The sequence below is a fragment of the Desulfobacca acetoxidans DSM 11109 genome (assembly GCF_000195295.1).
In the GTDB taxonomy this organism is placed as follows: Bacteria; Desulfobacterota; Desulfobaccia; order Desulfobaccales; family Desulfobaccaceae; genus Desulfobacca; species Desulfobacca acetoxidans.
In genome coordinates this window covers 2,785,751-2,811,539 of the sequence record NC_015388.1, presented here as the reverse complement: position 1 = coordinate 2,811,539, position 25,789 = coordinate 2,785,751, and the positions used below count along the sequence as shown (strand labels likewise).

The following is a 25,789-nucleotide window of genomic DNA, read 5'->3' as shown; positions in this document are numbered from 1 at the left end:
GAGGGAGCGCGATGCGACATACGATATCGGTGTTGGTTGATAATGAGCCCGGCGTCCTCTCCCGAGTCACCGGTCTGTTTAGTGGGCGCGGCTTCAATATTGAGAGTCTGTGTGTGGCCGCCACCATGGAAGCGGATGTTTCCCGTATAACCTTGGTATCTGTCGGCAGTGAGATGATTATCGAGCAGATCATCAAGCAATTGCGCAAGTTGATTAATGTTATCAAAGTCGTAGATCTAACCCAGACTGATCATGTGGAACGGGAGATGGCCCTTGTTAAGGTCAAGGCCGAGGATCGGCAACGGGCTGAAGTGTTGCGTATTGCCGATATCTTCCGCTGCCGGGTGGTAGATGTCAGTCCGAATACCTATACTTTGGAAGTCACTGGCAATTCCGAAAAATTAAATGCAGTTTTAGGGTTGTGCAAATCCATCGGCATTCAGGAGGTAGTGCGCACCGGGACGCTCGCCATTCAACGGTCAAAAAAGGATTAACAGCAATCAGTTTTTGGTAGGAAGCGGGAGCAGCGGATTATGACGGAAGCCAGTGGTAAGATCATTGAGAGTATCAAGGCGGTTATTTTTCCGGAACTGGCCGCTATCCGCGAAACGCAGAAGGTTATCCTGGTCCGCTTGGACGGCATCGAGAAGCGGCTTGACGCAATGGATAAGCGGTTCGATGACCTGCGGGCTGATATGAATGCCCGGGCCGATGACCTGCGGGCGGAAATGAAGGATCGAGCTGCTGACATGAATGCCCGATTTGATGACCTGCGGGCTGACATGAACGCCCGGGCTGCGGAAATGAAAGCCCGATTTGATGACTTACGGGTCGATATGAACTCCCGATTTGAGGAGCTACGGGTCGACATGAACGCCCGGGCCGATGATCTGCGGGCGGAAATGAATGTCCGGGCTGCGGAAATGAATGCCCGATTTGATGACTTACGGGTCGACATGAACGCCCGGGCTGCTGAAATGAAGGCCCGGGTTGAGGACCTGCGAGAAGATATGAATGCCCGGGCTATTGAAATGAATGCCCGATTTGATGACTTACGGGTCGACATGAACGCCCGGGCTGCTGAAATGAAAGCCCGGGTTGAGGACCTGCGAGAAGATATGAATGCCCGGGCTATTGAAATGAATGCCCGATTTGATGACTTACGGGTCGACATGAACGCCCGGGCTGCTGAAATGAAAGCCCGGGTTGAGGACCTGCGAGAAGATATGAATGCCCGGGCTATTGAAATGAATGCCCGATTTGAGGAGCTACGGGCCGACATGAACGCCCGGGCTGAAGAATTGCGGGCCGACATGAATGCCCGGTTTAGCGATTATCGGGTAGAATTGAAAGACCGTTTCGATGACTTCCGCGGGGAGATGAATCGGCGGTTCGATGATTTTTCCAAGACTATGGACAAACGACTGGATGAAAACCTGAGAAATATTGACGTCCAGTTAAATCTCGTCCGGGAGCGTCTGAACGATCAAGTCCATCGGTTCAACCGCATTGATGAGGATTTAAAGTTCCTGAGAGATAAAAAGGTTGATGAAGAGCGGGTATTCCGCCTGGACGACGATGTCAGTGATCTCCGTCTCAAGGTAGGGGCGATGCAAGAGAAGATGTCGAATCTGGAGCAGCAGGTGCAGACCAAACTGTTGAAGATGCGACCCCGCAAGGAGCCGTCAGCCAAGCAGACGGCAGGTTAGGGCAGGTCGTTTGTCCCTTTCATTGTGAGACTAATCTCGGGTTACACTTGGAGCTGGATAATTCTGAAAGGATGAAGCATGCAGATTTACTATGATGCGGATGCGGATTTAAAGGTTTTACAAGGGAAAAAAGTGGCGATTATCGGGTTCGGTTCGCAGGGGCATGCCCAGGCGCTCAACCTGCGGGACAGCGGCGTTGACGTGCTGGTCTCGGAAATTCCCAATACGCCCAACTACGAATTGGCTGTCAAATACGGCTTCGCGCCCATTGGTGCCGCAGAGGCGGCCCAGCAGGCCCAGGTTATTCAGATTTTAACCCAGGACCACGTGCAGTCGATGTTATATGAGAATGAGTTGCGGCCGCAAATGGGCCCCGGCAAGACCCTGGTTTTTTCACACGGTTTCAATATTCACTTCGGCCAGATCACTCCGGATTCCAGGGTGGATGTGGTCATGGTGGCCCCCAAAGGACCGGGGCATCTGGTGCGCAGCGAATATGAGAAAGGCGCCGGGGTGCCATCCCTCGTGGCTATCCATCAGGATGCCTCGGGCAACGCCCTGGCCACTGCTCTGGCCTACGCCAAGGGCATCGGCGCCACTCGGGCGGGAGTTATCGCCACTACTTTTGAGGAAGAGACCGAAACCGATCTCTTCGGCGAACAGTGCGTCTTATGCGGCGGTGTTTCGGAGTTGGTGAAAGCAGGCTTCGAAACCCTGGTGGAGGCAGGCTACCAGCCGGAGATTGCCTATTTTGAGTGTCTGCACGAATTGAAGCTCATCGTTGATCTCTTCTATCAGGGCGGCATTAGCTACATGCGCTATTCCGTGTCTGATACCGCTGAGTATGGCGACTATACGCGGGGCCGCCGCATTGTTACGGAAGAGAGTCGGGAGGAGATGGCCCAGATTCTCTATGAGATCCAGAGCGGTGAATTTGCCCGGGAATGGATTTTGGAAAACCAGGCGAAACGGCCGATGTTTAATGCCCTGCGTAAACAAGAGGCCGAGCATCCCATTGAGGAAGTGGGCAAAAAATTGCGGAGCATGATGGGCTGGCTGCAACGTAAGTAACCGGGATAATGGAGCATCCAATAATACCTGGTTAAAAATTACCGCAGTTCGGGTCAATTTGCCCGATAGTAACGGTATTATATGAAAACAGTGCTCTTAAAGACGGCGGGCGCGGCCCGCCCTCTGAATAAATTGCCGATAAATTGCCGATCATGGGATAGGGCGGCCCATGGCCGCCGCTGATGCACAGGCCAGGAGGCCTAGGCCACCAATTATTCTTTCATGCTTCGTTGTGATCACCAGAACATGACAATTATATGAAAAAACGCAACGGCTTGATCGCCCGTCCCGGATATCGTTTTCTAGCGGCAGGTTTAAGTATCCTGGTGCTGGGATTCTGGGTGGGGCAATATATCGTATGGCTGGGGTTGGTGTGTACCGCGTTTTTTGCATACTTTTTTCGTGATCCAGAGCGTGCGATTCCGTCGGCCCCAGGATTACTGATTTCTCCGGCGGACGGGCGCATCATCGCCTGGGAGCGGATGCGGGAAGATCAATTTCTCAGGCAACCGGTGCACAAACTGAGCATATTCATGAACGTCTTCGATGTTCATGTCAACCGCGCCCCATTGGCAGGGCGGATTAAGGCTGCGGTCTATCAACCCGGGAGATATCTGCCGGCCAACAATCCCCAGGCCCCTGATCAGAATGAGCAATTGGCACTACACCTGGAGTCGGCCGAGGGCATCGGCCTGGTCATGGTTCAAATCGCCGGGGTACTGGCCCGGCGCATTATTTCCTATGTCCAGGCGGGCGATCAGGTAGATCGGGGAGAGCGGGTCGGCCTCATCTGCTTCGGCTCCAGGGTTGATTTATATATACCCGAACAGTGTCAGCTACAGGTGCAGCTAGGACAAAAAGTTAAGGCCGGCACCACCATTATAGGGAGATGGCCATGAGCAGGCGTAGAAAGAAACCAAAGGATCGTAAGAGGTTTCGGGGAATTTATATCCTACCTAATCTCATCACTACCGCTAGTCTGTTTGCGGGATTCTATGCCATTATCGAATCCATCAATGGTGGGTTCGAGATTGCCGCCATGGCCATCTTAGTCTCACTGGTGTTGGATGGTTTGGACGGCCGGATTGCCCGGATTACCAACAGCGCCTCTAGTTTTGGGGTACAGTATGATTCACTGGCTGATTTAGTAGCTTTTGGCGTGGCGCCGGGGTTGTTAGTCTATTTGTGGGCCTTGAAACCCTACGGCCGATACGGCTGGGTGGCGGCTTTCCTCTTCATGGTCTGCGGGGCGCTGCGGTTGGCCCGGTTCAACGTGCAGATCGGTGAGATCGATCCCCGTTATTTTAACGGCCTTCCCATTCCTGCCGCGGCCACGATGGTAGCGACCTCGATATTGATGTATCATGATTTGGGGGAATGGGCTTTTAGCCGTCATGTCTTTATCCTCATCATGATCTATATTTTGTCTTTTTTGATGGTGAGCAATATCAAGTTTTACAGCTTCAAGAAATTTGAACTATTCAAACGCAAGCCGTTTCCCGTGCTGGTGGGTGCCGTTTTGCTCTTCCTGGTTATTGCCATTGAACCTAAGCTTATGGGCTGTTTACTCATGGCTGCTTACGTCATTTCAGGACCGTTGTTATCCCTGCTCCTCCTCTGGAAGAGGAGGAACTTAGAAAACAGCCATGATGAAGAGAGTCTGGAAAGTAAGACCTCGGAAGCCTCATAAGTCCTCGCCTTTCTGTGATTTCTTTATTTTTGTGATTCCGAGGTGCAGCAGTTCAATCTGCCCCCGGCTTGCTGGCCGGTTTATATAATTTGGCTGGGTGAGTCGGTTTCAGGGAGAGTTTTGTATGCCGAAAAAAGTCATCATTTTTGATACCACGCTGCGTGATGGCGAGCAATCGCCTGGTGCCAGCTTGAATACCAAAGAGAAGATTCAGATCGCCAAACACCTGGAGATGTTGCGGGTGGATGTCATAGAGGCGGGCTTTCCTTTCGCCTCACGGGGCGATTTGGGGGCGGTACGCAGCATCGCACAGGAAATCCGCTCGGTACAGATCGCCGGTCTGGCCCGTGCCAGGAAAGACGATCTCGATGCGGCCTGGCTGGCCATTAAGGAAGCGGAAAATCCGCGCATTCACACCTTTATTTCCACCTCCGATATTCATCTGAAATATCAGATGCAAAAAACCCGGGAGCAGGTGTTGGAAGAAGCCGCGGCGGCGGTAAAATATGCCGCTCGTCTGACCTCCAACGTTGAGTTTTCGGCCATGGACGCCTCACGCAGCGATCTGGATTACGTTGCCCAGGTTTTTACTGCGGCCATCGCTGCCGGGGCAACGACGGTAAATTTTCCCGATACGGTGGGCTATGCCATTCCGGAGGAATTCGGTGCCAAGATAAAATACCTGGTGGAACATATCCCCAACATCCATCAGGCGGTGATCAGCGTTCACTGTCATAATGACCTGGGTCTGGCGGTAGCCAATTCCCTGGCGGCCATCATGAATGGTGCCCTGCAGGTGGAGTGCACCATCAATGGCATCGGAGAGCGGGCCGGCAATACCTCAATGGAGGAAGTGGTCATGGCCCTGGCGACTCGCAAGGACTTTTTTGATTATTATACAGATGTTGTTACGCAGCATATCTATCCCACCAGTCGGCTGGTAAGTAAACTGACCGGCATGCTGGTGCAGCCCAACAAGGCCATTGTCGGGGCCAACGCCTTTGCTCACGAGTCTGGTATCCATCAAGATGCGGTGCTCAAAGAAGCCAGCACCTTTGAAATCATGACGCCCCAGTCCATCGGTATTAAAGAGAGCACTTTGCCGTTGGGAAAACTTTCAGGTCGGCACGCCCTGAGAGAGAAGCTGAAGGTTATGGGATACGGCTTGGCTGAGGATGATTTGAACCGTGTTTTTGTCCGTTTCAAGGATCTGGCCGACCGCAAGAAGCACATTTTTGACGAGGACCTGGAAAGTCTGGTGGAAATGGAGGTCCTGCGGCGGTCGGCACCGGAGCACTATAAACTGGCGGAGCTGGTGGTTTTGACCGGCACGATGGCCAAACCGACAGCGACCGTAAAACTGGAGATCGACGGCGAGGTGCATCGCTATTCCACCTTCGGCGATGGCCCTATCGACGCCACGTTCAACGCCATTAAACACCTGACAAAATCCCATTGCAATCTGCTGAAGTTTTCTGTCAGTTCCATTACCGGGGGGACCGACGCCTTGGGAGAGATCAGCGTACGGCTGGAAGAGGAAGGCAACACCGTGACCGGCCGGGGTGTTGATCCGGATATCGTCACCGCCAGCGCCCGGGCCTTTTTGAACGGACTGAACCGGCTTTATTATCTGAAACAGGCTGCCGACGCCGGCGAGAAGCAGGTCTAAAATAATCGCCATTTGGTCGAAGCATCATCAGGTATGATAATATGGACTTGTAGTAGAGGCTTCCCAGCCGGTGCAGAAGTTATTTTTAGGTATATAGAGACGCAAGGCGGGATGCGCTTCGCTTTCCCGCCCTGCGGACTTAAAGGATAAGATACATTTATCGGTGGCAGAGGCTATCTGGCCTGTGCGGCTGTCATATTAATGAAGCTAGCCTATACATATTCGGGAATTGTTACATGAATAAACCGATGACCATCACTGAAAAAATTCTGGCGGCGCACGCCGGATTGGATTACGTTGAACCCGGTCAATTGATCAATGCCCGGGTTGACATTGCCTTGGGCAATGATATTACGGCGCCCATTGCCATCAAAGAGTTTCGCCAAGCCGGAGCGCTTAAGGTCTATGACCCGGAGAGGGTGGTGTTGGTGGCGGATCACTTTGCCCCCAATAAGGACATTCCTTCTGCCATCCAATGTCAGACGCTGCGGCGCTTCGCCCAGGAACAGAAACTGCGCCATTATTATGACGGCGGTGAAATGGGTGTGGAGCACGCCTTGCTGCCGGAGAAAGGGATTGTCGGACCCGGGGATTTAGTGATCGGGGCCGACAGTCACACCTGTACCTATGGCGGTTTAGGTGCCTTTGCCACCGGTGTGGGTTCTACCGACTTAGCGGCGACTATGATTACCGGCGAAAGTTGGTTTAAAGTGCCGGAAACCATGTTGTTTATTTTCACCGGGCAATTACCCCAATGGGTGGGCGGGAAGGATCTGATCCTCTTTCTTATCGGCCAGATTGGAGTTGATGGCGCCCTGTATAACGCCATGGAGTTTACCGGTGAGGTAGTCGCCCGACTGCCGATGAGCGATCGGCTGACCATGTGTAACATGGCGATTGAAGCCGGGGCCAAGAACGGCATCATTGCACCTGACGACATTACTCGGGAATATGTCGCCAACCGGGCGTTGCGGGCTGTTACTTTCTTTGCCAGCGATCCAGGGGCGAACTACCACTCAGTGCGTGAATATGACGTTAGCGGGATGGAGCCCCAGATTGCTTTTCCCCATCTGCCAGAGAATACCCATCCTCTTTCCCAAGTGGGCGCAGTGCCGATCGATCAGGCGGTTATCGGCTCCTGTACCAATGGACGCCTGGAGGACATGCGGCTGGCGGCTCAGGTTTTGAAAGGACGGAAGGTTGCCCGGGGCGTGCGTCTGATCATTATTCCAGCCACACCCTGGATCTATCGGCAATGTTTGAAGGAGGGGCTATTCGAGATCTTTTTGGATGCCGGGGCAGTCATCAGTCCACCGACGTGTGGACCCTGTTTAGGTGGGCATATGGGCGTCTTGGGACCCGGAGAAACAGCCATCGCTACCACGAACAGGAATTTTGTCGGCAGAATGGGACATCCCGAGTCCAAGTTATATCTGGCCAATCCCGCGGTGACGGCGGCCTCGGCAGTAGCCGGGCGCATTGTTGGGCCCCAAGCTCTGTAACTACACGGGAATGGTAGTGATCGAATTATAATAAATGCTTATTTCTGCGGTCTGAGACGGATGAAATAAATTGTGCCAAATGAGGCTGGATCGCCGACACGGTGGGTTAGGGCGCTGTATTTGATAATGCGCCCCTCGTAGTAGTCTACATCCGGCCGCAGAGAAAGAGCTCGGTCCCAATCGCCCTGACACGCCAGCACCAGGGCCTGTAGCATTACCGCCCCCCCATTACGTGTGGTGGGGTCGAAGCAGTAAGACGCACCGCAGGCGCATTGCCCGCCATCGAATTCATACATTAGAACGTCATCAAATTCTTGAGGTGGATCAATCTCTTGGTTGCAGAAAGGGCAACGGGGGGGGAAAGTTTTATATTTCAACGATCTCATGAAGTTCTCCTCTATTGAATATATTATACCAGGTTCGGTTTAGGCTGCAACCGACGAGACTTATGGTCTAGTAATATTAGACAGAAAATACCAACTGAACAGGCAAGAAAATCATATCGTTTTGCTATGAAGCGTCCATTCTGCCAGAAAATCGGTGGCGCAGATCTCCAGGTCTGCGTCATGCGGAGCCCCGGATGGTGACAGACTTGGAGTTTCTGTCTTTGTGCAGGGAAAGGTCTTAGCGAGCTGGTATTGACAGTCGCCTAGGGGGCTGATTAACTTGTTAAGCAACACAGTTTAATTCAAAGGCAGGAAAGGAGAAAAATATGGCCGAAAGGACGCTAAAATTTACGGATGCGGAACAGCAGCAGATTGAGGCAATCGTCATCGATAAAGATAAAGATGAAGCCTTGAGATACCTGGTCAGCCTGCTTGATCGACTGAAAGTGTCTGAGGGACATGCCTGTGGTCCCAAGGTGGTTTGAGTATTGTCTTGACGGCAGGGGCAAGAATGGGATCAATTAATCGCTAGGAGTGGAAATGATTCTGAGGGGAGTTCTGGCCCTGATAGCGGATACGCACCTTTATCAGGCGGGACTTCCCTTCTTTTTTGATTTTTTGCAGCGGCAGCAGATACATCAGCTTGCCTGCCTGGGAGATTGCCAGCCGGAGCCCTTTCGACATTGGCTGGCATTGCACCCACATTGTAAACTCTACTGGGTCTATGACGTCTTCTGGCCGGAATTACCCGAAGCTACGGGGAATGGAATGGCCCTGGACTTAGCCGGCCGGATTTTCCTGGCCCACACCAGGGCTACCGCCTTCATCCGATTCAAAGACAGCGTGTCTACCTATAAGAAAGAACCTCCTTCCGGGCGGGCGCCGCTGATTATCTGCCATGGCCACACCCATACTCCCTCTGTTACGCGCTTTGGCCGCAGTTTGAATCAGATTCTCTATATCAATTCGCCGCACCATTTTCTTATTCAACCCCGCCATGAGTTGATGCACCTGGAAAACGATGCTGTTTATCTGATCGTACCGGGTGCCTTTACCATGGAGGAAGGTCGTTTCCCGACCTTTAATTTTGCGTTATTGGATACGGATAATCATGCGGTGGAAATGTTTTCCTTTACGGAGCTGACACCGTTGCGGTCTTTAAGGAGCAGTTTGCCGGCACTCCAAAAACTGACATAACAGATGGGGATATAGCGTGAGGAAGGGAAATTAAGCCTTAAACTGAAATTCTCCACGCCCTAACAGATCATGCAGGTGTACAATTCCTAACACAACCCGCTTGGCATCTACCACTGGCAAGACTGTAATAGCTTTGTGTTCCATATGTTCCAGGGCCTGGGAGGCCAGGGACTCGGGTCCGATAGCGTGAGGTGAGGGGGTCATTACCTGGGCCACGGTTTTGTCTTGTAGGTGCTGGAATTTTCTCAGACAACGGCGGAGGTCGCCGTCAGTAAAGATGCCCAGCAGCACTCCGGCACCGTCAACTACCAGGGTGGCTCCAAAACCTTTCTCATCCATTTCTCGGAGAGCCGAGATCAGGGGATCTTCCGGGTGTACCCGAGGAACTCGGTTACCGGTAAGCATTACTTCCCCAATAGCCAGGGAAAGTCTGGCTCCCAGACTGCCTCCCGGGTGGAACCGGCGGAAATCGCTGGCCTTAAAACCTCGCTGGGTCAGGAGTGCTACCGCCAGGGCATCTCCCATGGCCAGGGCGGCGGTAGTGCTGGCAGTGGGGGCTAACCCTAAAGGGCAGGCCTCTCGCGGCACACCTACATCAATGACTACATCACTGTGAGAGGCCAGAGTGGATTCCACCCGGCCGGTCAGGGCAATGAGGGGAACTCCTAGGCGCTTGATGCTGGGCAGCAGGATAGTCAATTCACTTGTCTCGCCACTATTGGACAGCGCCAGGACCACGTCTTGAGGCGAGATCATTCCCAGATCGCCGTGCATGGCTTCCACCGGGTGGAGAAAGAGCGACGGGGCGCCGGTGGAGTTCAGGGTGGCCACGATCTTGCGGGCGACAATGCCTGATTTGCCTACGCCGGTGACAATCAATCGGCCCTTGGCCTGAAAGATCATCTGTACTGCCCGCACAAAATTGTGGTCCAGTTTGGGGATGAGGTTGGCGATTCCCTCCGACTCAATGGCCAGCACTTCGCGGGCTAGTTGTAGTATTTTGGGGTGGGACAGAGGTCTTTTTTGGGCAGTCATGATGGAAATGCTGTAAGCAGGAACGGTTAATCCTTTTTTAAGGCCACACCTAACATGATCATATCTTTGCCCCGGTCTTTGGAGGAATATAGGGCGGCGTCGGCCAGTTCCAGGAGGTCGGCCTTGTCTCGGGCGTCGTCGGGCAGGGTGGCAATGCCGTAGCTGGCGGTGAGATTCAGATTAAATCCCTCTTCCCATAGGAAACAGCTCTGGTTGACGGCGCGACGCAGTTGGCAGACGAATTCGAAAGCCGCCTCTTTATCTCGATACGGCATCAGAATAATGAATTCATCCCCGCCATAGCGGATAAGGCTGTCCAGGGGAGAAAGCATGTGCCCGATCACCTGGGCCACTTCCTTTAATACCTTGCTGCCCAATAGATGACCGTAGGAGTCTACCACACGTTTAAAATTATCCAGGTCCAGGAAGACCACAGAGAGCTGAGCCCGTTCATGTAAAATCTGCGTGGTCAGATTTTCCAGGGTCCAGGCCAGGTACCTGGTATTGTAAAAACCGGTGAGGTCGTCGATAAAGGATTTGGCCTGTAATTTTTGGAAGTTTCGAACATTGTCGACCGCTATAGCAATATAATCGGCCAGGATGTTCAGAAGCGGCAGATAGGTCTTGAGAAAGAAGTTTTCATTTTCGATATTAACAACTTCTAAGACGCCGATGATTTCCCGACGCACCAGTAGAGGCAAACAGATGATGGAACGGGTCTTGAACCCGGTCATCTCATCCACCTTGCAACAGAATCGGGGGTCCTGACTTACGTCCTGAATAAATATCGGCTGGGCGGTCTGGGCCACCACTCCGGCGATGCCTTCACCAATCTGGAGGCGCACACTCCGCAATTTTTCGTTGTCTATTCCCACTGCTACAAAAAATTCCAGTTCCTTGGTCTTTGGCTCGAGAAGCAGAATAGACCAGTTACTAGCTGGAATGAGTTCGTTAAACCTCGATATCACCAATCGCACCAAGGCCTGCATATCAAAAGTGGTGACCAAAACCTTGGATAATTCAAAACAGGTGAGCAAACGCTCCAACTGGCTCTGAGAGGTCAATCCCTCAACTAAGGCTTCTTTATCTTGCATAATGACCCCTTTATGCAAGTTTACGTTCATTTAAAACCGATTGCAAGTGAATTTGATCCCCATATCAAGAGAGAGATACACGGGTAGGTGCTGTCCGGCGCCACAACCCAGGTCCAGGATGCGCTGGCCGACCTCTATCCCGGCGCGCTGCAAAGGTTCTCGCGGCTGCACGGCCTGATGCCTTCGTCCGCTGATCAGAGAACCCATCCGGTTCGGACTAAAGACATGTCCCATGATGTCGTTCCTCTTTTTTTAGTCGGCTCTCGCCCGACGGTAGATCAGACTGTTAAACCGTCGAGTTAATCCTTCTACTTCTGTCCGCAGCCGTTCGGCCTGGCTCCTGAGGGTCTGGGCTTCGGCCGAATCCGCCATCATGTTCAGGTTGGAGAAGACATTGATCAGGCCGCCATGCACCACTGCTACGGCCAAAAAACCCATCACGCCGACGTCGGCCAGAATGACCGGACTCCCCTTCTCGGCCAGGGTGATGGCCCAACCTGCTACCTGCAACCCGAGGTTGGCCATTTGCAGGGGAGGGAGACAGGCATGCGCAAAGGCACCCGCAATGGCCGCCTGACGTCTTATCTTTTCTACCTCGGTTGACTGAGGGCGGCGTCTGGCCAGTACTACTTCATGATAAGCCAGGGCGTCAGCGTCAACGAGGTCTAAAAAACCCTGACGGGCCTGATCTAACTGATGTTCCAGTTTTACTAATGCCTCCTGTCCTGTTGGGTCAACCTCTTTCTTCAGGCTGATCCGGCCGGCTAGAGAACCCAAGGCCGCTGCTAAGGCCCCGGCTACCGACGCCGCACAGCCGCCACCAGGCATCGGCGCCCCTTCAGCTAACTGTTCCACAAAGGCCAGGATTGTCCACCCGGAAAATCCAGGTCTGTCCATCTCTCGCCTCCCCTTCGAAACTCTGCTCTCGATGTTCAATTGGTGTTAAAGGATAACCGGCAGTCCGCGCTTCTTAAGATATTCCTTCACCTGTCTGATACTGAAAGTGCGGAAATGAAAGACTGAGGCGGCCAATAAAATCCGGGCTCCGCCTCTGGTCGCTCCTTCATAAAAATGTTCCAAGGTTCCTGCTCCTCCCGAGGCAATGACCGGTACTGTGACTGCATCTGCAATCGCTCGGGTAAATTCCAGATCATACCCCTTTTGGGTGCCGTCACCGTCCATACTGGTAGGCAGGATAGAACCGGCTCCTCGCTGCTGGCACTCCGTAGCCCACGCGATGGCGTCGCGTCCTACGGGTTTGGTTCCGCCAGCGATGACCAGTTCAAAACCTGAGGGCATGGCCGGGTTTCTCTTGCCGTCAATGGCGATAGTCACCCTGCCGGGGCCATAGGTTTTAGCAGCCAGATCAATCAGATCGGGATTTTTCACGGCGGCGCTGTTCATGGAGATCTTATCGGCCCCGGCTGTGAGGACCAGCTCGATGTCCTCTAACGTAGCAATGCCACCGCCCATGGTTAACGGGATATTGATGACTGCGGCCACCTTCTCAACCCATTCCAGCCTGGTTTTGCGGTTTTCGACCGTAGCGGCGATATCCAGCATGGCCAGTTCGTCTGCGCCTTCCCGTTCGTAAAAACGGGCGTTTTCGACCGGATCTCCGGCATCGCGTAAGTTTATAAAATTAACGCCTTTGACTACCCGCCCGTCTTTCATATCCAGGCAGGGCATGATCTTAATCGGTTCCATGGGGTTCCTCCCGAATGATTCTGCGGCCGCTGACCTTATCACGAGTCGGAAGCGGCAGCTATCTGGCAATTATTTCCTAACACCCAGCTCGAGGCAAGCAAAATGTTGTCGTGGGACTCTACCCGCATCCGGGTTGCCCGGGCCGTTTTCCCGTGTAGTGGCGCATCGTCAGGGTCTATGATACAATATGATTAAGAAAAATAAGTTTTTGAGTTCCGAGTTGAACATATCGGAATCAGGGCATCGCTCCCGGCTTATTTTCATGTCCGGCGGGTTACCGCCAGGTCATAATAAACATAAAGATTTAGTCGAGGCCCGGTGGCAAAAGGGTCGCATCCGACTGGCTGTCAAGATTATCTTATAATCAGCTTATCCATGGAATTACTGGCTCCTGCAGGGACTGTCGAGACCTTCTTTGCGGCGTTGGAAAACGGCGCCGATGCGGTGTATCTCGGGCTAAAGGCCTTCAGTGCCCGGGCTTATGCAGCTAATTTCACTCTGGCCCAGGTATCGTCCCTGGCCCAGGTCAGCCGACAGCGGGGGTGCAAACTTTACGTAGCACTCAATGCCCTGGTAAAGGAGGAGGAGCGTCCGGAGCTCATGGAAACCCTGGGCGCATTGCAGGAAATCGGTCCGGATGCGCTAATCATCCAGGATTTGGGCGTCTATTATCTGGTTCGACAGCATTATCCGGCGCTCCCGGTGCATGCCAGTACACTGCTGACGATCCACAACTCCCTGGGGGTGGCCCAGGCTGCGGCCATGGGTTTTAAACGAGTGGTGTTGGCTCGGGAGCTGACCTTATCAGAGCTGGCCGCTATCCGTCGACAGACCAGACTGGAATTGGAGGTTTTTATCCATGGGGCGCTCTGCTATAGTTTTTCCGGGCTCTGTCTGTTCAGCAGTTATTTGGGTGGACGGGCTGCCACCCGGGGCCGCTGCACCCAACCCTGCCGTAGACTCTACCACTACCGGCAGGAATCGGGTTATATATTGTCGCTCAGCGACCTTTCGGGTTTGGAATTGGTGCCGCAGTTGCAGACCTTGGGGATTGAGGCAATCAAGATTGAGGGTCGGATGAAGAGCGGCGAATATGTCAGCCGAGTGGTCCGGGCATATCGATTGGTCATGGACGCCTCGCTGGGCGACCAAAAGCAAGCCATCGCCGGCGCTCAGGAACTGCTGGCACGAACCTATAGCCGCCGCACTACCAGCGGTTTTTTTAAGAGCCCTCATCCCCAGGGGCTGCTTGCTCCCGAGGATACCGGGAACATTGGCCTCTTGTTAGGAAAAATCGATCGGTCTGAGGAGTCTTGGGCGACCCTGCGATTACTTGAGTCCTTGAGCGTGGGGGATCGCCTGCGGCTGCAGGCTGAGGCTACCGGCGAGCGCCGGGCTTTCACTCTGAAAGAACTACAATTTCAGGGTCAGATGGTGGACATGGCAAGGGCGGGAGATGAAGTGAGGATCAGTCTGCCGGACCCGGCCCAAACCGGAGACCTGCTCTACAAAGTGGGCGAAACCACCCCAGGCGGCAGTCGCTCCGAGAAGAAGTGGCTGGAGTACCTTTATTCGCTGGCCCAACCGGCGAAGCTCACAGCCAAGCTGGACAAAAAACTGCGGCTGCCGGAGAACCTGGGCCATCCTAAAAAGACTAAAGATCATCGATCCCACCGCCCTTTCGTTTACATAAGAACCCGTTCCTGCCTGGAAGCCTTGGAACTGCATCGCCAAAAGCAGGGGCCGCTGCTGGTGGATCTGACAGAGGCTAATTTCAATGAATATCTGGGCCAACCGAGGCAGGCGCGGGTGTTGTCCGGTTTTATCTGGTCTCTGCCGCCTATCATGTTCGAAGGCCGGTTGGTCTTTTTCCGTCAAGCCGTTCAAACCCTCATCCAGGGCGGGGCGAGGCAATTCATGGTGAGCAATCTGGGACATTTTCAATTGCTCCGGGAAGTCTCGGCTCATCTGCCTAGACTTGGCCGCAGTGCCGCTCCCAAGGCCAAGGCCGCCGGGAGATTGCTGACGGAAGAAGCTAGGGACCGGGAACCCGGCTCCGCGGCCGAGCCGGAGTTTGAACTCACATTATACAGCGATTATCCGCTCCATTGCCTGAACCTCTCGGCTTTTCAAGCCTTAAAGCAATTGGCCGTGTCCTATATGACGCTGTCCATGGAGGCGGATCGCCGAACACTGCAGTTATTGCTGCGCCAGGCGCCAAGCCAACGGTTGATGACGTACCTTTACAGTTACCCGAATTTGATGATCTCTCGCGCCCCCCTCCCGGAGGGGAAAAAGGCACTCCGTTTGATAAGTCCTCTGGGGGAGAGATTTCGGTTGACTGCGACCGACGGATTGACCTGTCTGGCTCCCACAGTCCCCCTGCTCTGGCAGAAGCCTCTTCCCGAATTACAGTCGTTAGGTCTGCATCGTTTTATCATTGACCTGAATCGGAGCGGGTTGCCAGTCAGCCAGGTGGGAGATCTGAAGCGCCGCCTTCTGCTGGGACCTGTTATCAGCGGCGGCATGTCCATGAATTATTACCGGGGGTTGGAGTAATGCCTGGGGAGAAGCTTGGGAGGGATTATGATGGCTAAAAAAGGTTTGCATTATCAGATAAAATTTAACTATGAACCGGCCTTGGGGGTATTCAGCGCCACCATCCCGGCGCTCCAGGGTTTGACTATCACCGGTGAAACCTTTGCCGAGGTGGAGGCTAACATCAAAGCAGCCGCTTTGCAATACCTGGAGAAACTGCATCTGGAGAATGAACCGCTCCCATTGGATGAAAGGGATTTAATAGAAGGAATCTACATCCGCATTCCGCGCGAATAAGAAAGGAGAATCTTTTGCCTCGAATTGACGATTATATTGCCTCCCGGGCCCTGGCCGCGCAGCATTTAAGAGAACAGGACCCGCAGGTGGTTGCCGCCCGAGGGCGGGCGGAGTATCAGATATGCCAGGATCAGGAAGGATTGATTTTATCATATTTCGGCCGCCAGCATTGGATCAATTGGCCTGAGGTGGCAGTGACCTATTTGGAGGGCGAAGGCGAGGTTCCCATTCAGGAGCAGATTCTCATGCTCCACTATTTAGAAAATACCAAGGGTGATCCCCTTACGGGTGAGACCATTGACTTTCGGCAGGCGCCGGGGGGCCAATTCTATTACTCCGCCTTTGTGGGAAGGGCCCAGACGCCTTTGCTCAAGATCTTCGGCCAGAATCTGGAGCTTTACCGCCAGGTGGCTGAGCACATGGGAGGAGAATTGGCGCCGTTAGGTGATGTTGCGGCCACCTATTTAGCCTTACCCCTTGTGCCCATCACCCATGTGCTCTGGAAAGGGGATGAGGAATTCGAACCGGCGGTTACCATCCTGTTTGATCTAAGTATTGTCACTCATCTGCCCACTGAAGATATTGCTGCCATCTCAGGCATGTCGGTATATCGCCTCATGGGGATGGCCCGTAAACTCATGGCTTCCTGACGGACCGGGTGGCGCCGGGGACATCAAACTATGCTGGTGGAACTGCGCATCAAAAACCTGGCCATTTTGGATCAGGTGGAGCTGCTGTTGGAGCCCGGTTTCAATGTCTTTACCGGTGAGACCGGGGCGGGTAAGTCAATGCTGGTGCAGGCCGTGCACCTGTTGTTGGGAGCTAAGGGCAGCGAAGATCTTATCCGTACCGGTGCCCCGGAAGCCGAGGTTGAGGCCCGTTTTGAGATTGTGTCAAAAGAACCCTGGACTTCCTGGCTGGCGGAAAGGGAGTTGCCTTTTGCCAACGAATTGCTCCTGCGCCGGGTAGTCTCCCGAAGCGGCCGCAGCCGCAGCTATCTCAATGATCAGGCCGCCACCTTAAAATTTCTGGCCGCTTCGGCCCAGGAATTGATCAACCTATCCGGTCAACATGAACATCAAACCTTCCTGGCTCCCGAAAACCACCTGCACATTTTAGATAGCTTTGCCGGGCTGACTGACTTTGCTGATGATTTTCGTGCGGCCTACCATCATTGGCGGCAGCTCGAAAAATCATGGCAGCAGTTACAACAGCGCCAGTGCAGTTTGGAAAATTCCAAAGAATTTCTCATCTTTCAGGTTCAGGAACTGGATAGCGCCAACCTGCGTCCGGGAGAAGAGGAAGAACTTGCCAGCGAACAGGAACGCCTGCGCCACGCCACCCAGCTTTTTGAGGCCGCCCGCGCCGGATACGACCGGTTGTATGGCAATAAGGCCTCCCTGATTACAGGATTGACCGAGGTCAAAAAAAACCTCGAATTGTTGGCCCGGTTCGACGCCGATTGGTCCGCCCGCCTTACCAAAGTGGCGGATATCATCCTCGAACTAGAAGACCTGGCCTTTGATCTGCGGGATTATAGCTCGAGTCTGCACCGGGATCCTGGCCATCTGGAGGAGATCGACCAGCGGCTGCATCTTTTACAGCGCTTGCGGCGCAAATATGGTTCCACCCTTACCGAGGTCATCGATTATCTTGAAAAAACTCGCCAGGAACTCAACAGTCTTGACAATCTCGAACTGGAACTGGCCGAATTGGCGGCACAGGTCAAAGCCGCTTGTCAATCAGCCTGGGAGAAGGCAGAGATTCTGTCTCAACGACGCCGGGAGGCTGCTCCCCTCCTGGCGGCTGCGGTAGAAACCGAGATTCACGGTTTGGCTATGCCGCAAGCCCGTTTTTCGGTCAAATTCTGGCCCCTGAGAACTTCCTTTGAGGGATCAGAGGTGCAGCAGAAGGTTTTAGGCGTCAATGGCCTGGATCAAGTGGAATTTTTCCTGGCCCCCAATCCGGGCGAAGACCCCAAGCCCCTCAGCCGCATTGCTTCGGGCGGAGAACTTTCCCGTCTGGTTCTCGGGCTTAAAAATATTCTGGCCATTGGAGCCGGGGTGCACACCAGCATTTTCGACGAAGTAGATGCCGGGATCGGAGGGGCAACCGCCACCGTAGTGGGTCAGAAATTGCGCCGTTTGGCCCAAACCCAGCAGATCATCTGCATCACCCATCTGCCGCACATAGCCTGCTTCGCCGATACTCATTTCCGGGTTGAAAAACAGGTCATTGGGGCCAGGACGGTCACGATGGTCAAAAAACTGACCTCCGAGGAACGCCTGCAGGAATTGGCCCGTATGTTAGGGGGAGCCCTGGTTACGGACGCGACCCTGGCCCATGCCAAGGAAATGCTGACCGCCGCCCGCCCGGATGCAGAGGCATTATCGTAATACTTTTAGAATTTAAGAACCATCCCGGGTCGTAGGTTGCAAATTAAAAAAAAGATATTATAATTAATATAAAGGGGGGCGAAACGGATTCGACGTGGATATGTAACTATAAGTCGCATGCCGAGGTCCTGTCCGCTCGTAAAACGGGTAGGAAACTATAAGTGCCGATAACTACGGCTACGCTTTAGCCGCTTAAGGCTAACGTCGCATTAACTTTGTCGGAAGAGTTAATTGTGGCGCCGATAATTCCGGCTAGGGAAGTGAGTTGGCTGACGACTCGCCGACCGAAAAACTAGTCGGCTGGTCCCAAAAGCATTCTGCCGGCGGAAGACTTGCGGGACGAGAAACAAAACACCGGCTAAGCATGTAGAAGCTTTTAGGGAGTATTTGCGGACGCGGGTTCGACTCCCGCCGCCTCCACCAGTTTTTTTAATTAAATTACACTACTTACCGCCAAAAAGTATGTCCCCCAACTTTCCCCGTCCTGTATGTAAAGGAGCGGGGATTGGTTTTTTCACTCCATCCAAAAAAAGCCAGATCTCAATCCGGCCAGACTCCCCCGGGTGTCAATAAACTTTCTTCTCATGGAAAAATTTCTGTTTGGTCCCCATTCTCGGGGCTGCCCCCCTCGATAAAGTAGCTTCAGCAGGGGACCAAAGGCGCAGGGTTTGTGGGGACATTCCCTGCCCTTCATTAGAACCCCAGGCGAAGAACATTCCGGATTCCCGAGGCCAGAATGCAGCCGCAAATCCCAGAATAAGGTCGGAGTGATTTGAACTACCACTCTTTTGAACGGCTGCGACAGACCGGCAACACCAAGGTGCTCCAGGTTCACCTGGGGCACGCCAGCCCCATCAAGGCGATCACGACCTGGGGGGACTCCAGCCGCCGCTTTTCAGGCGACCAAACCTGATCCCACCCGCCCTAGTTCCTTTATGGCCCGCAGATCAATTCCGCCCAACCAACATACAAAAATATCCTTCATAATCTGAATTATAAAAATAATTTTATTTTTTTAGAAGATATCTTGTTAACGATATGCTTTTAAACCTGTAAGAATCTTTCAACAAATTGATATTATTTCTATATTAACATCTATCGAGGATTGGCATATAAGTTGAATTATTACCAAACGCAGTGTGATTCAGCACTATTCCAATGCTTGCCAAAGGAGGCAAAGGATGTTCCCTACTGACACTAACCAAGACTCTCTGAAAGGACCCGAATTCCTTACCATGTGCAGTGTTTGTAAAGGAATCCGGTTGAATGGGGAGTGGCTGTCACTAGAAAGATTTCTGCTGAGCTACCATACTGAGATTAGGGGTATCAGCCACTCGATCTGTCCCACGTGCGCGATCAAACATTATCAACAATTCCTTCAAGACGCCGCCGGCGATATGCCGGGATGACTGGTTATTGCCAGCCAGGGAAAAAAATGTCAGAGATAAGGGGGTGTTTATGTCCCGACCAGATGAATCGGCCATCCGATACGCCATCGCCCGTCTTCCGGTCATGGTTATCGCTTTGAATGCCCAGGGGAACATTATCGCCTGGAACAGGGAATGTGAGAGGGTGACCGGTTATAGGTACGGAGAGGAAAAGGACGTGCAACAGGTCTCGGCAACAGCCTTCCCGGATGCGGCCTTCCGCCAGGGTCTTCTGGCCAAATGGCGGCTTAGAGGCGATAAACACGTGGAATGGGTTGGGGAAATTACTGCAAAAACCGGGGAGTCAAAAACCATCCTCTGGTCGATTCCACCAAAATCGTATCGGATCCCAGGATGGTCGGCCTGGGTCATGGGGTTGGAGATCACTACACCCTCGACTTAATCGGCCGCTTTGGACCGTATCCCTCATCCGAAATAATCGGCCTAGGCAGGGCGGTGGAACTACGATGGTTCACCTCCACGAAGATGTCAATGAATATCCAATCTGCATAAGCAAAAGCTGATGAAAAATATTGACAGGGTCGGTTTTTAATTTTATAAAGTATTAATTGCTAGAGCAAGAAGCACTAGCCTTTGGCCATTATTATAAGATTTCAATTCAGATTACGAAGGTCTGGTATGGTTCAACGCCGCCGCCTTCGTTTTTTTTTGGGTGGAAGGCTGGTGGAGGGGTTAATTTAGTTGATTTGGGGAGTTATTATCGATTCGTACTCATAAGTGGGAAAAATGCAGTAAACCTTGTAACTATGAACTGCTGAAGGTTAATACAATATCTGCCGTTAACGAGTAAATCCTACGTTTGAGGGCGAATTGGTAAAAAAAAGGCGAGATGGCACTCCGGCCAAGAAATGCCCATCTCGCCCGGACCGATCCTGATGAAGGTGTTTCGGCCCGTATCTTTATTATCAAAAATTGGGCCGAAGCGCAAACTACAAAGGAGTTGGGGAGATGGTTAAGCTTCGGTACGTCTGTTTTTTGGCCTTGTTATTGGGGGGATTCATTATCAGAGCAGTCCCGTTGATCGCGGCTGATAGTGATGAGGCAGTCAACCAGTCGACAGTGGTTACTGCAGAAGAAGAAAAGAAAAAAGCTGAGTCAGCCTCTGCGGCGGCGGCTGCCAAGATTGAGGAACCGATCTTTATTACGGCTACCAAAACGCCGCGCAATCCGGATGATATCCCGGCCAGCATTACGATTGTGACTGATAAGGATATCGAACGGCAGAATATCTTAACGGCTGACAAGGCCCTCCAGCAAGTACCCGGGGCCTTCGACCGTCGAGGCAAAGGCTGGGCCGACAGCAATGCCAATGTTAACCTCAGGGGCTTTCCGGCTTCCAATCAGGTCAGAACTCTCATATTATTGGATGGGCAGACCACATCCAACGGCTATTCTACGACAACGCCCTGGAACAGCATTCCGGTGGACGAGATTGAACGGATTGAAGTGGTCAAAGGACCTTTTTCCTCGCTGTACGGCGGCAACGCTATGGGCGGAGTCGTTAATATTCTTACAAAAACTCCTCAAAAATTTGAAGCCCTGGCGGATGTCAGCTACGGCCGCTATGACACCTGGAGTACCTATTTTTCCATAGGAGACCGCTTTGCCGACAAAATCAGCTTGAAGGCCAGTTATCTCTACCAGGACACCAGCGGCTATCCCACCAGTATGGTTAATAAAGCCGCCACCACGGGAACCGCAGCCGATCAGGTGGTGGGTTGGATACCATCCAGTAGCACTACCGGAAATCCGACCAATATCATCGGCGATCAAGGAGATAATCACTATTATAATTCCTCGGTTAACACCAAGCTGAGTTGGGACATCCTCCCAGGCCATAAAATGGATTTCAGTGCCTTATTGAACTGGAATCAGTATGATTATGGCCAGTTCAATTCCTATCTCACCAGCGTCGCCACCGGTCAAACGGTCACGACGGGTACATATCAACTCGCCGGTACGACCAACCAGCGGTTTTCCAGCCTCACACCTTACTCTTTCCTGGCCTATTCCGGCGTCGGGAGGGAACACACCGCCATATACAATCTTCGGACCGAGCACAAACTGACGGAAAGCACGCAGTTGAAGTTTCGAGCCGGGTTGCTGAACCAACCCCACAACTGGTATACCCAACCGTCGTCGGGGTCTACGTATGAAGGCGGTGCTGGCACCTTAAATACCACTCCCAGTAAAAGCTGGAGCGCCGAGGTCCTGGTGGAACAGGCTATCGGCAGCAAACAGGCTCTCACCGGCGGTCTAGCTTACCAATCTGACTGGGCCTGCACCAAAGTGTATACAATAAATAACTGGCGGGATCCGGACTCCAAGCTTAATATGACCAGCCAGGCTGGCGGGCGGGACCTTATCCTGGGGGCATATCTCCAGGATGAAATTTTCTGGCACCCCAAGTTCAGCACTGTCATCGGCGCCCGGCTGGACTTCTGGCAGGCGTACGGCGGCATGTATCAAGAGGCCGCCACCCAGCCCATAACGAATTTATCTACTCGTAGCCGAGTTAGCTTCAATCCCAAGATCGCCTTTTTGTACCGTCCTTATGACTGGATGTCCTGGCGGACTTCGGTGGGGACCGCCTTCCGGCCCCCCAATATCTATGAACTGTATCGCACCTGGCAATCCGGTACCTACACCTATAAAAGCAATCCAAACCTGGATCCGGAGACGACTCTTTCCTGGGAGGTGGGAACGACAATCAAACCCTTCAAAGGCAATGTCTTTACTGCTACTTTTTTCGACAATCATGTGGATGATATGATTATCCGGGTCAATGATCCCACTGACCCCACCGGGAAAACCCAAATATATCAAAACGCCGGCGAGGTTCGAATCCTGGGTGTGGAAGTGGAAACCACTCAGGAGGTCTTTTCCTGGTTGGATGTTTTCGGCAACATGACCCTGTTGGATGCCCGGGTCTTAAAACAGAATTATAACCCGATTGTGGAGGGTAAAAAGCTTACCTATGTTCCCCGCCAACAATTTAATTTCGGCTTCAATGCCCATTATAAAATGTTCAACGGCAATCTCACCGGCCGTTATGTAAGTAAGATGTACACCAAGGATGACAATAGCGATACCTATAACGGGGTTTACGGCTCTTATGACCCGTTTTTTACCCTAGACGGCAAAATTACAGTTACACCGGTAAAATACGCCTCCATATCCTTCTCGGTGGATAATATTTTGGACCGGGAATATTTTTATTCCTATCTGACGCCGGGACGGGTTTGCTGGATTCAGGCCAAGCTGACTTATTAAGGGTGGACGATGAGAGTTAGGGGCGATAGGGTGAACTTTAAAAAGGAAAAGACCAGGCTCCTGACTCTCATCGTTTGTCTGGCGGTTCTAACCGCAGCTCCAAAGCTCTCCGCTCAAGCGGTCGAGCCGGGAGCAGCCGCGCCGCTTCCGGAGAAACATCGGATTGTCTTATTGGAGGGCTATGAGTTAAGCGCCCCATTGGGAGCTTGGGATCGGGTAGTGGGAATTTCCAGCTATGCCTATGATAATGACCTGTTGCAGCGCCTGGTGCCCCAGTTGCGGGAGATACCGTCACCGGGAACCGGCTTCGCCATCAATATGGAAGTCATGTTGGCCTTACGGCCGGACTTGGTGGTGACCTGGAGCCGCAAACCGGAAGTGCTGGATTACCTCAAGCGCCATGGAATACCGGTACTTTCCTTCTATCCGGAGAATTTGGCCGATTTATATCAGGATCTCATGCGATTAGGGCAGATTTTCGGCAAAAACATTCGTGCTGGCGAAGTTTCCGGGTTAATTCGCCAAAATCTGGCGGCAATCCAGCAGCGGGTGGCCAACATTCCGGGAGAGCGGGTGCGAGTTGTCTGGTTGTGGGGGAAACCCACGATTATCACCGGAAATAAAGGCGTCACCCACGAACTCATCAATCTTACGGGGGGACGTAACCTGGGAGCTCACATCGATGATTTTAACCGAGATATTTCCATGGAGGAAATTGTCGCATTAAATCCTGAAGTTATTCTGATCTGGGGGTCGGCAATTTATGGTCCGGACGACTTGAAGCGGGACCCAAAGTGGCAAACAGTCCAGGCCGTGAAGCAGAATCGGGTATTTAAAGCCAGCCGCGCCTCCAACTGGTCACCCAGGATCGTGGACCTGGCTTGGTGGATGGCCCACTGTTGTTATCCCCAGGAAATTTCCCGGACAGAGATGCTGGCTGCCTTACGTCAGTATTATAACGCCTGTCTGGGGATCCCTTATCCGGAGGGAAATTGAGGGGTCGTTCCTGGCTGCTCTGGGGGCTGTTGTTATCTCCGGCGCCGGCGGCCCTCCTGGCCCTGCAGTTCGGGGCTTATCCCATTTCTCCCCTAGAGGTCTGGAGGGTGCTGGCGGGTCTATGGTCCGGTGGCGATCAGACAGAAACGGTTTCGATCATTCTCTGGCAGGTGCGGCTGCCGCGTATTGTCCTGGCGATGCTGGTGGGCCTGGCTCTTTCGACCTCAGGGGCCACCCTGCAGGCGGTTTTCCGCAACCCGCTGGTTGATGCCTTTATTCTGGGCATATCTTCCGGCGCGGCCTTTGGATGCGCTGTTTCAGTAGCTTTTTTCCCGGCCCTGCCTATTCAATTAGGCGCCTTTACCTTCAGTCTGATTTCTGCCTTCTTGACCTTTGCCTTGGCTAGAACTCGGGGCGAGGTGCCAATTCTCTCACTGATTTTGGCTGGGGTTATCGTCTCGGCTTTTTTTTCGGCATTGGTTTCCATGATCAAATTTTTGGTGGACCCGCAAAAATTGGCCAGTATTGTTTTCTGGTTGATGGGCAGTCTATCATTAGCCGATTGGCTGGCGGTGCGCCAGGCCGGGCCCTTTATTGCCCTCGGATCGCTGCTGATCTGGCTCGGGCGCTGGCGTCTCAACGCCCTCTCAATGGGGGATGCCGAGGCCAAGTCCCTGGGTTTGGCCGTTAATCGCGAACGCGGGTTGTTTCTCTTGGCGGCCGCCCTGACAGTAGCGGCAGCCGTGTCGGTTTCAGGTATCATCGGTTGGGTGGGATTGATTATCCCGCACGTCGTCCGCATGTCGGTCGGACCGGACCACCGTCGGGTGGTGCCGCTGTCCATGGCTTTGGGAGCCAGTTTTCTGGTCCTTTCGGATACCGTGGCCCGCACCTCCACTAGTGGAGAAATCCCGGTAGGCATTATCACTACCTTGGCGGGAGCGCCGTTCTTTATCTATCTGTTGAAACAACGCGGCCAGGGGTCTTGGCAGGCATGATTGAAGTGAACAATGTATCTCTGCAGCTCAACGAGCAGCAGGTTTTGCAAGAGGTAAATCTGCGGGCGGCTCCTGGAGAGGTAACGGTTTTATTAGGACCGAACGGTTCCGGCAAGACCTCCCTGTTGCTCTGTCTGGCCGGTCATCTGCATCCCAGTCGGGGGAAAATTCGATTATGCGGCCAGCCTCTAGCCTCGATGTCCTACCGTTCTCTGGCGCAAACCCTGGCGATAGTTCCCCAAGATCATCATCCCATATTTCCCTATCAGGTCCGTGAGGTCATCCTGTTGGGGCGTATAGCTCGGGTTGGCTTCTGGTCGCAGCCAACCGTACACGATTACGACGTCGTGGAAAAGATCATTGACCTGCTCGGTCTCAGATCACTGGCCGGAAAACCTTATACCCGGATCAGCGGCGGGGAGCGACAGTTGGTGTTAATCGGCCGTTGTTTAGCCCAAGAACCCCGACTGCTGCTTTTAGATGAACCAACCAACCATCTGGATTTTAAAAATCAGTATCAAATCCTCCGGCTGACCTCGGAGTTGGCGCAGGAACAGCGCTTGACTGTCTTGTTGACGTTGCACGATCCAAATCTGGCGCTGTTATACGCCGATCAGGTCGTAATGTTGTCCAAGGGTCGCGTGGTGATCCAGGGACCGCCCCTATCAGTCATCAACGCAACACGCCTGGCCGAAATTTATCACCTGGAAGTGGAAATGCTGACCGCCGGCGATCGGCGCCTGGTATATCCGAAGAACTTGTGATTACCATCACAGATATAAG

General features: G+C 53.0%; 25 protein-coding genes and 1 other RNA gene. 20 read left to right on the top strand and 6 right to left on the bottom strand.

Annotation, left to right across the window (positions count from 1 at the left end):
• Positions 1-11 precede the first annotated feature (11 nt).
• The 7 genes from ilvN to leuC all read left to right on the top strand — a co-directional run bounded on the left by ilvN (position 12) and on the right by leuC (position 7,641).
• The gene (gene ilvN, locus DESAC_RS12595) at positions 12-494 is read left to right on the top strand and encodes an acetolactate synthase small subunit (RefSeq protein WP_013707458.1); all 483 of its coding nucleotides are present in this window, start codon (positions 12-14) and stop codon (positions 492-494) included.
• A 39-nt stretch (positions 495-533) separates the two neighbouring features.
• On the top strand, positions 534-1,709 hold the full coding sequence (locus DESAC_RS15430; protein ID WP_013707457.1) for an apolipoprotein A1/A4/E: 1,176 nt from the start codon (positions 534-536) through the stop codon (positions 1,707-1,709).
• 78 nt (positions 1,710-1,787) lie between these two features.
• On the top strand, positions 1,788-2,780 hold the full coding sequence (ilvC, locus tag DESAC_RS12585) for a ketol-acid reductoisomerase (RefSeq protein ID WP_013707456.1): 993 nt from the start codon (positions 1,788-1,790) through the stop codon (positions 2,778-2,780).
• A gap of 257 nt (positions 2,781-3,037) precedes the next feature.
• Positions 3,038-3,679, top strand: a complete 642-nt coding sequence (locus DESAC_RS12580) for a phosphatidylserine decarboxylase family protein (RefSeq protein ID WP_013707455.1) — start codon at positions 3,038-3,040, stop codon at positions 3,677-3,679.
• On the top strand, positions 3,676-4,470 hold the full coding sequence (pssA, locus tag DESAC_RS12575) for a CDP-diacylglycerol--serine O-phosphatidyltransferase (protein ID WP_013707454.1): 795 nt from the start codon (positions 3,676-3,678) through the stop codon (positions 4,468-4,470). Before DESAC_RS12580 ends, pssA begins: the two co-directional genes overlap by 4 nt.
• A 124-nt stretch (positions 4,471-4,594) precedes the next feature.
• Complete coding sequence (locus tag DESAC_RS12570; RefSeq protein WP_013707453.1) at positions 4,595-6,139, top strand: 2-isopropylmalate synthase; 1,545 nt, start codon at positions 4,595-4,597, stop codon at positions 6,137-6,139.
• Positions 6,140-6,375: 236 nt separating this feature from the next.
• Positions 6,376-7,641, top strand: a complete 1,266-nt coding sequence (gene leuC / locus DESAC_RS12565; protein WP_013707452.1) for a 3-isopropylmalate dehydratase large subunit — start codon at positions 6,376-6,378, stop codon at positions 7,639-7,641.
• A gap of 38 nt (positions 7,642-7,679) precedes the next feature.
• On the opposite strand, the gene DESAC_RS12560 is transcribed toward leuC, so the two are convergent.
• Entirely contained in the window at positions 7,680-8,027 is a 348-nt protein-coding gene (locus DESAC_RS12560) for a hypothetical protein (protein WP_013707451.1), read from the bottom strand.
• Positions 8,028-8,353: 326 nt separating this feature from the next.
• Between DESAC_RS12560 and DESAC_RS16335 the strand changes: the two genes are divergently transcribed.
• Both DESAC_RS16335 and DESAC_RS12555 read left to right on the top strand, forming a co-directional pair.
• Positions 8,354-8,512, top strand: a complete 159-nt coding sequence (locus tag DESAC_RS16335; protein ID WP_013707450.1) for a hypothetical protein — start codon at positions 8,354-8,356, stop codon at positions 8,510-8,512.
• A 55-nt stretch (positions 8,513-8,567) separates the two neighbouring features.
• A complete protein-coding gene (locus tag DESAC_RS12555; protein ID WP_013707449.1) occupies positions 8,568-9,224 on the top strand; it encodes a metallophosphoesterase family protein in 657 nt (218 codons plus the stop codon).
• 30 nt (positions 9,225-9,254) lie between these two features.
• Here the strand turns inward: DESAC_RS12555 and DESAC_RS12550 are convergent, their stop codons facing one another.
• From DESAC_RS12550 to hisF, 5 genes are read right to left on the bottom strand one after another with little or no spacing between them, the layout of a single operon-like run.
• The gene (locus DESAC_RS12550) at positions 9,255-10,259 is read right to left on the bottom strand and encodes a KpsF/GutQ family sugar-phosphate isomerase (RefSeq protein ID WP_013707448.1); all 1,005 of its coding nucleotides are present in this window, start codon (positions 10,257-10,259) and stop codon (positions 9,255-9,257) included.
• A 26-nt stretch (positions 10,260-10,285) separates the two neighbouring features.
• The gene (locus DESAC_RS12545) at positions 10,286-11,353 is read right to left on the bottom strand and encodes a sensor domain-containing diguanylate cyclase (RefSeq protein WP_169311543.1); all 1,068 of its coding nucleotides are present in this window, start codon (positions 11,351-11,353) and stop codon (positions 10,286-10,288) included.
• 30 nt (positions 11,354-11,383) lie between these two features.
• The gene (locus DESAC_RS12540) at positions 11,384-11,587 is read right to left on the bottom strand and encodes a hypothetical protein (protein WP_013707446.1); all 204 of its coding nucleotides are present in this window, start codon (positions 11,585-11,587) and stop codon (positions 11,384-11,386) included.
• An 18-nt stretch (positions 11,588-11,605) separates the two neighbouring features.
• A complete protein-coding gene (locus DESAC_RS12535; RefSeq protein ID WP_013707445.1) occupies positions 11,606-12,250 on the bottom strand; it encodes a cyclodeaminase/cyclohydrolase family protein in 645 nt (214 codons plus the stop codon).
• 45 nt (positions 12,251-12,295) lie between these two features.
• Positions 12,296-13,060 carry an imidazole glycerol phosphate synthase subunit HisF gene (gene hisF, locus DESAC_RS12530; protein ID WP_013707444.1) on the bottom strand — a complete coding sequence of 255 codons (765 nt, stop codon included), beginning with the start codon at positions 13,058-13,060 and terminating at the stop codon, positions 12,296-12,298.
• A 375-nt stretch (positions 13,061-13,435) separates the two neighbouring features.
• On the opposite strand from hisF, the gene DESAC_RS15425 reads away from it, so the two are divergent.
• The 11 genes from DESAC_RS15425 (at position 13,436) to DESAC_RS12480 (ending at position 25,770) form a co-directional block, all read left to right on the top strand.
• Positions 13,436-15,619: a peptidase U32 family protein gene (locus tag DESAC_RS15425; protein WP_013707443.1), complete on the top strand. Its 2,184-nt coding sequence runs from the start codon at positions 13,436-13,438 to the stop codon at positions 15,617-15,619.
• 27 nt (positions 15,620-15,646) lie between these two features.
• Positions 15,647-15,895, top strand: coding sequence for a type II toxin-antitoxin system HicB family antitoxin (locus DESAC_RS12520; RefSeq protein ID WP_013707442.1), 249 nt, complete (start codon positions 15,647-15,649; stop codon positions 15,893-15,895).
• A gap of 14 nt (positions 15,896-15,909) precedes the next feature.
• Positions 15,910-16,545 carry a DUF3786 domain-containing protein gene (locus DESAC_RS12515; protein WP_013707441.1) on the top strand — a complete coding sequence of 212 codons (636 nt, stop codon included), beginning with the start codon at positions 15,910-15,912 and terminating at the stop codon, positions 16,543-16,545.
• A gap of 30 nt (positions 16,546-16,575) precedes the next feature.
• Entirely contained in the window at positions 16,576-18,291 is a 1,716-nt protein-coding gene (gene recN, locus DESAC_RS12510; RefSeq protein ID WP_013707440.1) for a DNA repair protein RecN, read from the top strand.
• A gap of 74 nt (positions 18,292-18,365) precedes the next feature.
• Positions 18,366-18,714, top strand: a transfer-messenger RNA (tmRNA) gene (ssrA, locus tag DESAC_RS15880).
• A gap of 349 nt (positions 18,715-19,063) precedes the next feature.
• Positions 19,064-19,204 (top strand): hypothetical protein, encoded by a 141-nt coding sequence (locus DESAC_RS16330; protein ID WP_169311542.1) that lies wholly within the window; start codon positions 19,064-19,066, stop codon positions 19,202-19,204.
• A 545-nt stretch (positions 19,205-19,749) separates the two neighbouring features.
• Positions 19,750-20,121, top strand: a complete 372-nt coding sequence (locus DESAC_RS12500; protein ID WP_041283971.1) for a PAS domain S-box protein — start codon at positions 19,750-19,752, stop codon at positions 20,119-20,121.
• Between the two features lie 566 nt (positions 20,122-20,687).
• The gene (locus DESAC_RS12495; RefSeq protein WP_013707439.1) at positions 20,688-23,012 is read left to right on the top strand and encodes a TonB-dependent receptor; all 2,325 of its coding nucleotides are present in this window, start codon (positions 20,688-20,690) and stop codon (positions 23,010-23,012) included.
• Between the two features lie 30 nt (positions 23,013-23,042).
• Positions 23,043-24,008 (top strand): ABC transporter substrate-binding protein, encoded by a 966-nt coding sequence (locus DESAC_RS12490; protein WP_052301963.1) that lies wholly within the window; start codon positions 23,043-23,045, stop codon positions 24,006-24,008.
• A complete protein-coding gene (locus DESAC_RS12485) occupies positions 24,005-25,006 on the top strand; it encodes a FecCD family ABC transporter permease (RefSeq protein ID WP_013707437.1) in 1,002 nt (333 codons plus the stop codon). The genes DESAC_RS12490 and DESAC_RS12485 overlap by 4 nt, the downstream gene beginning before the upstream one ends.
• Positions 25,003-25,770 carry an ABC transporter ATP-binding protein gene (locus DESAC_RS12480; protein ID WP_013707436.1) on the top strand — a complete coding sequence of 256 codons (768 nt, stop codon included), beginning with the start codon at positions 25,003-25,005 and terminating at the stop codon, positions 25,768-25,770. Before DESAC_RS12485 ends, DESAC_RS12480 begins: the two co-directional genes overlap by 4 nt.
• Positions 25,771-25,789: the final 19 nt, after the last annotated feature.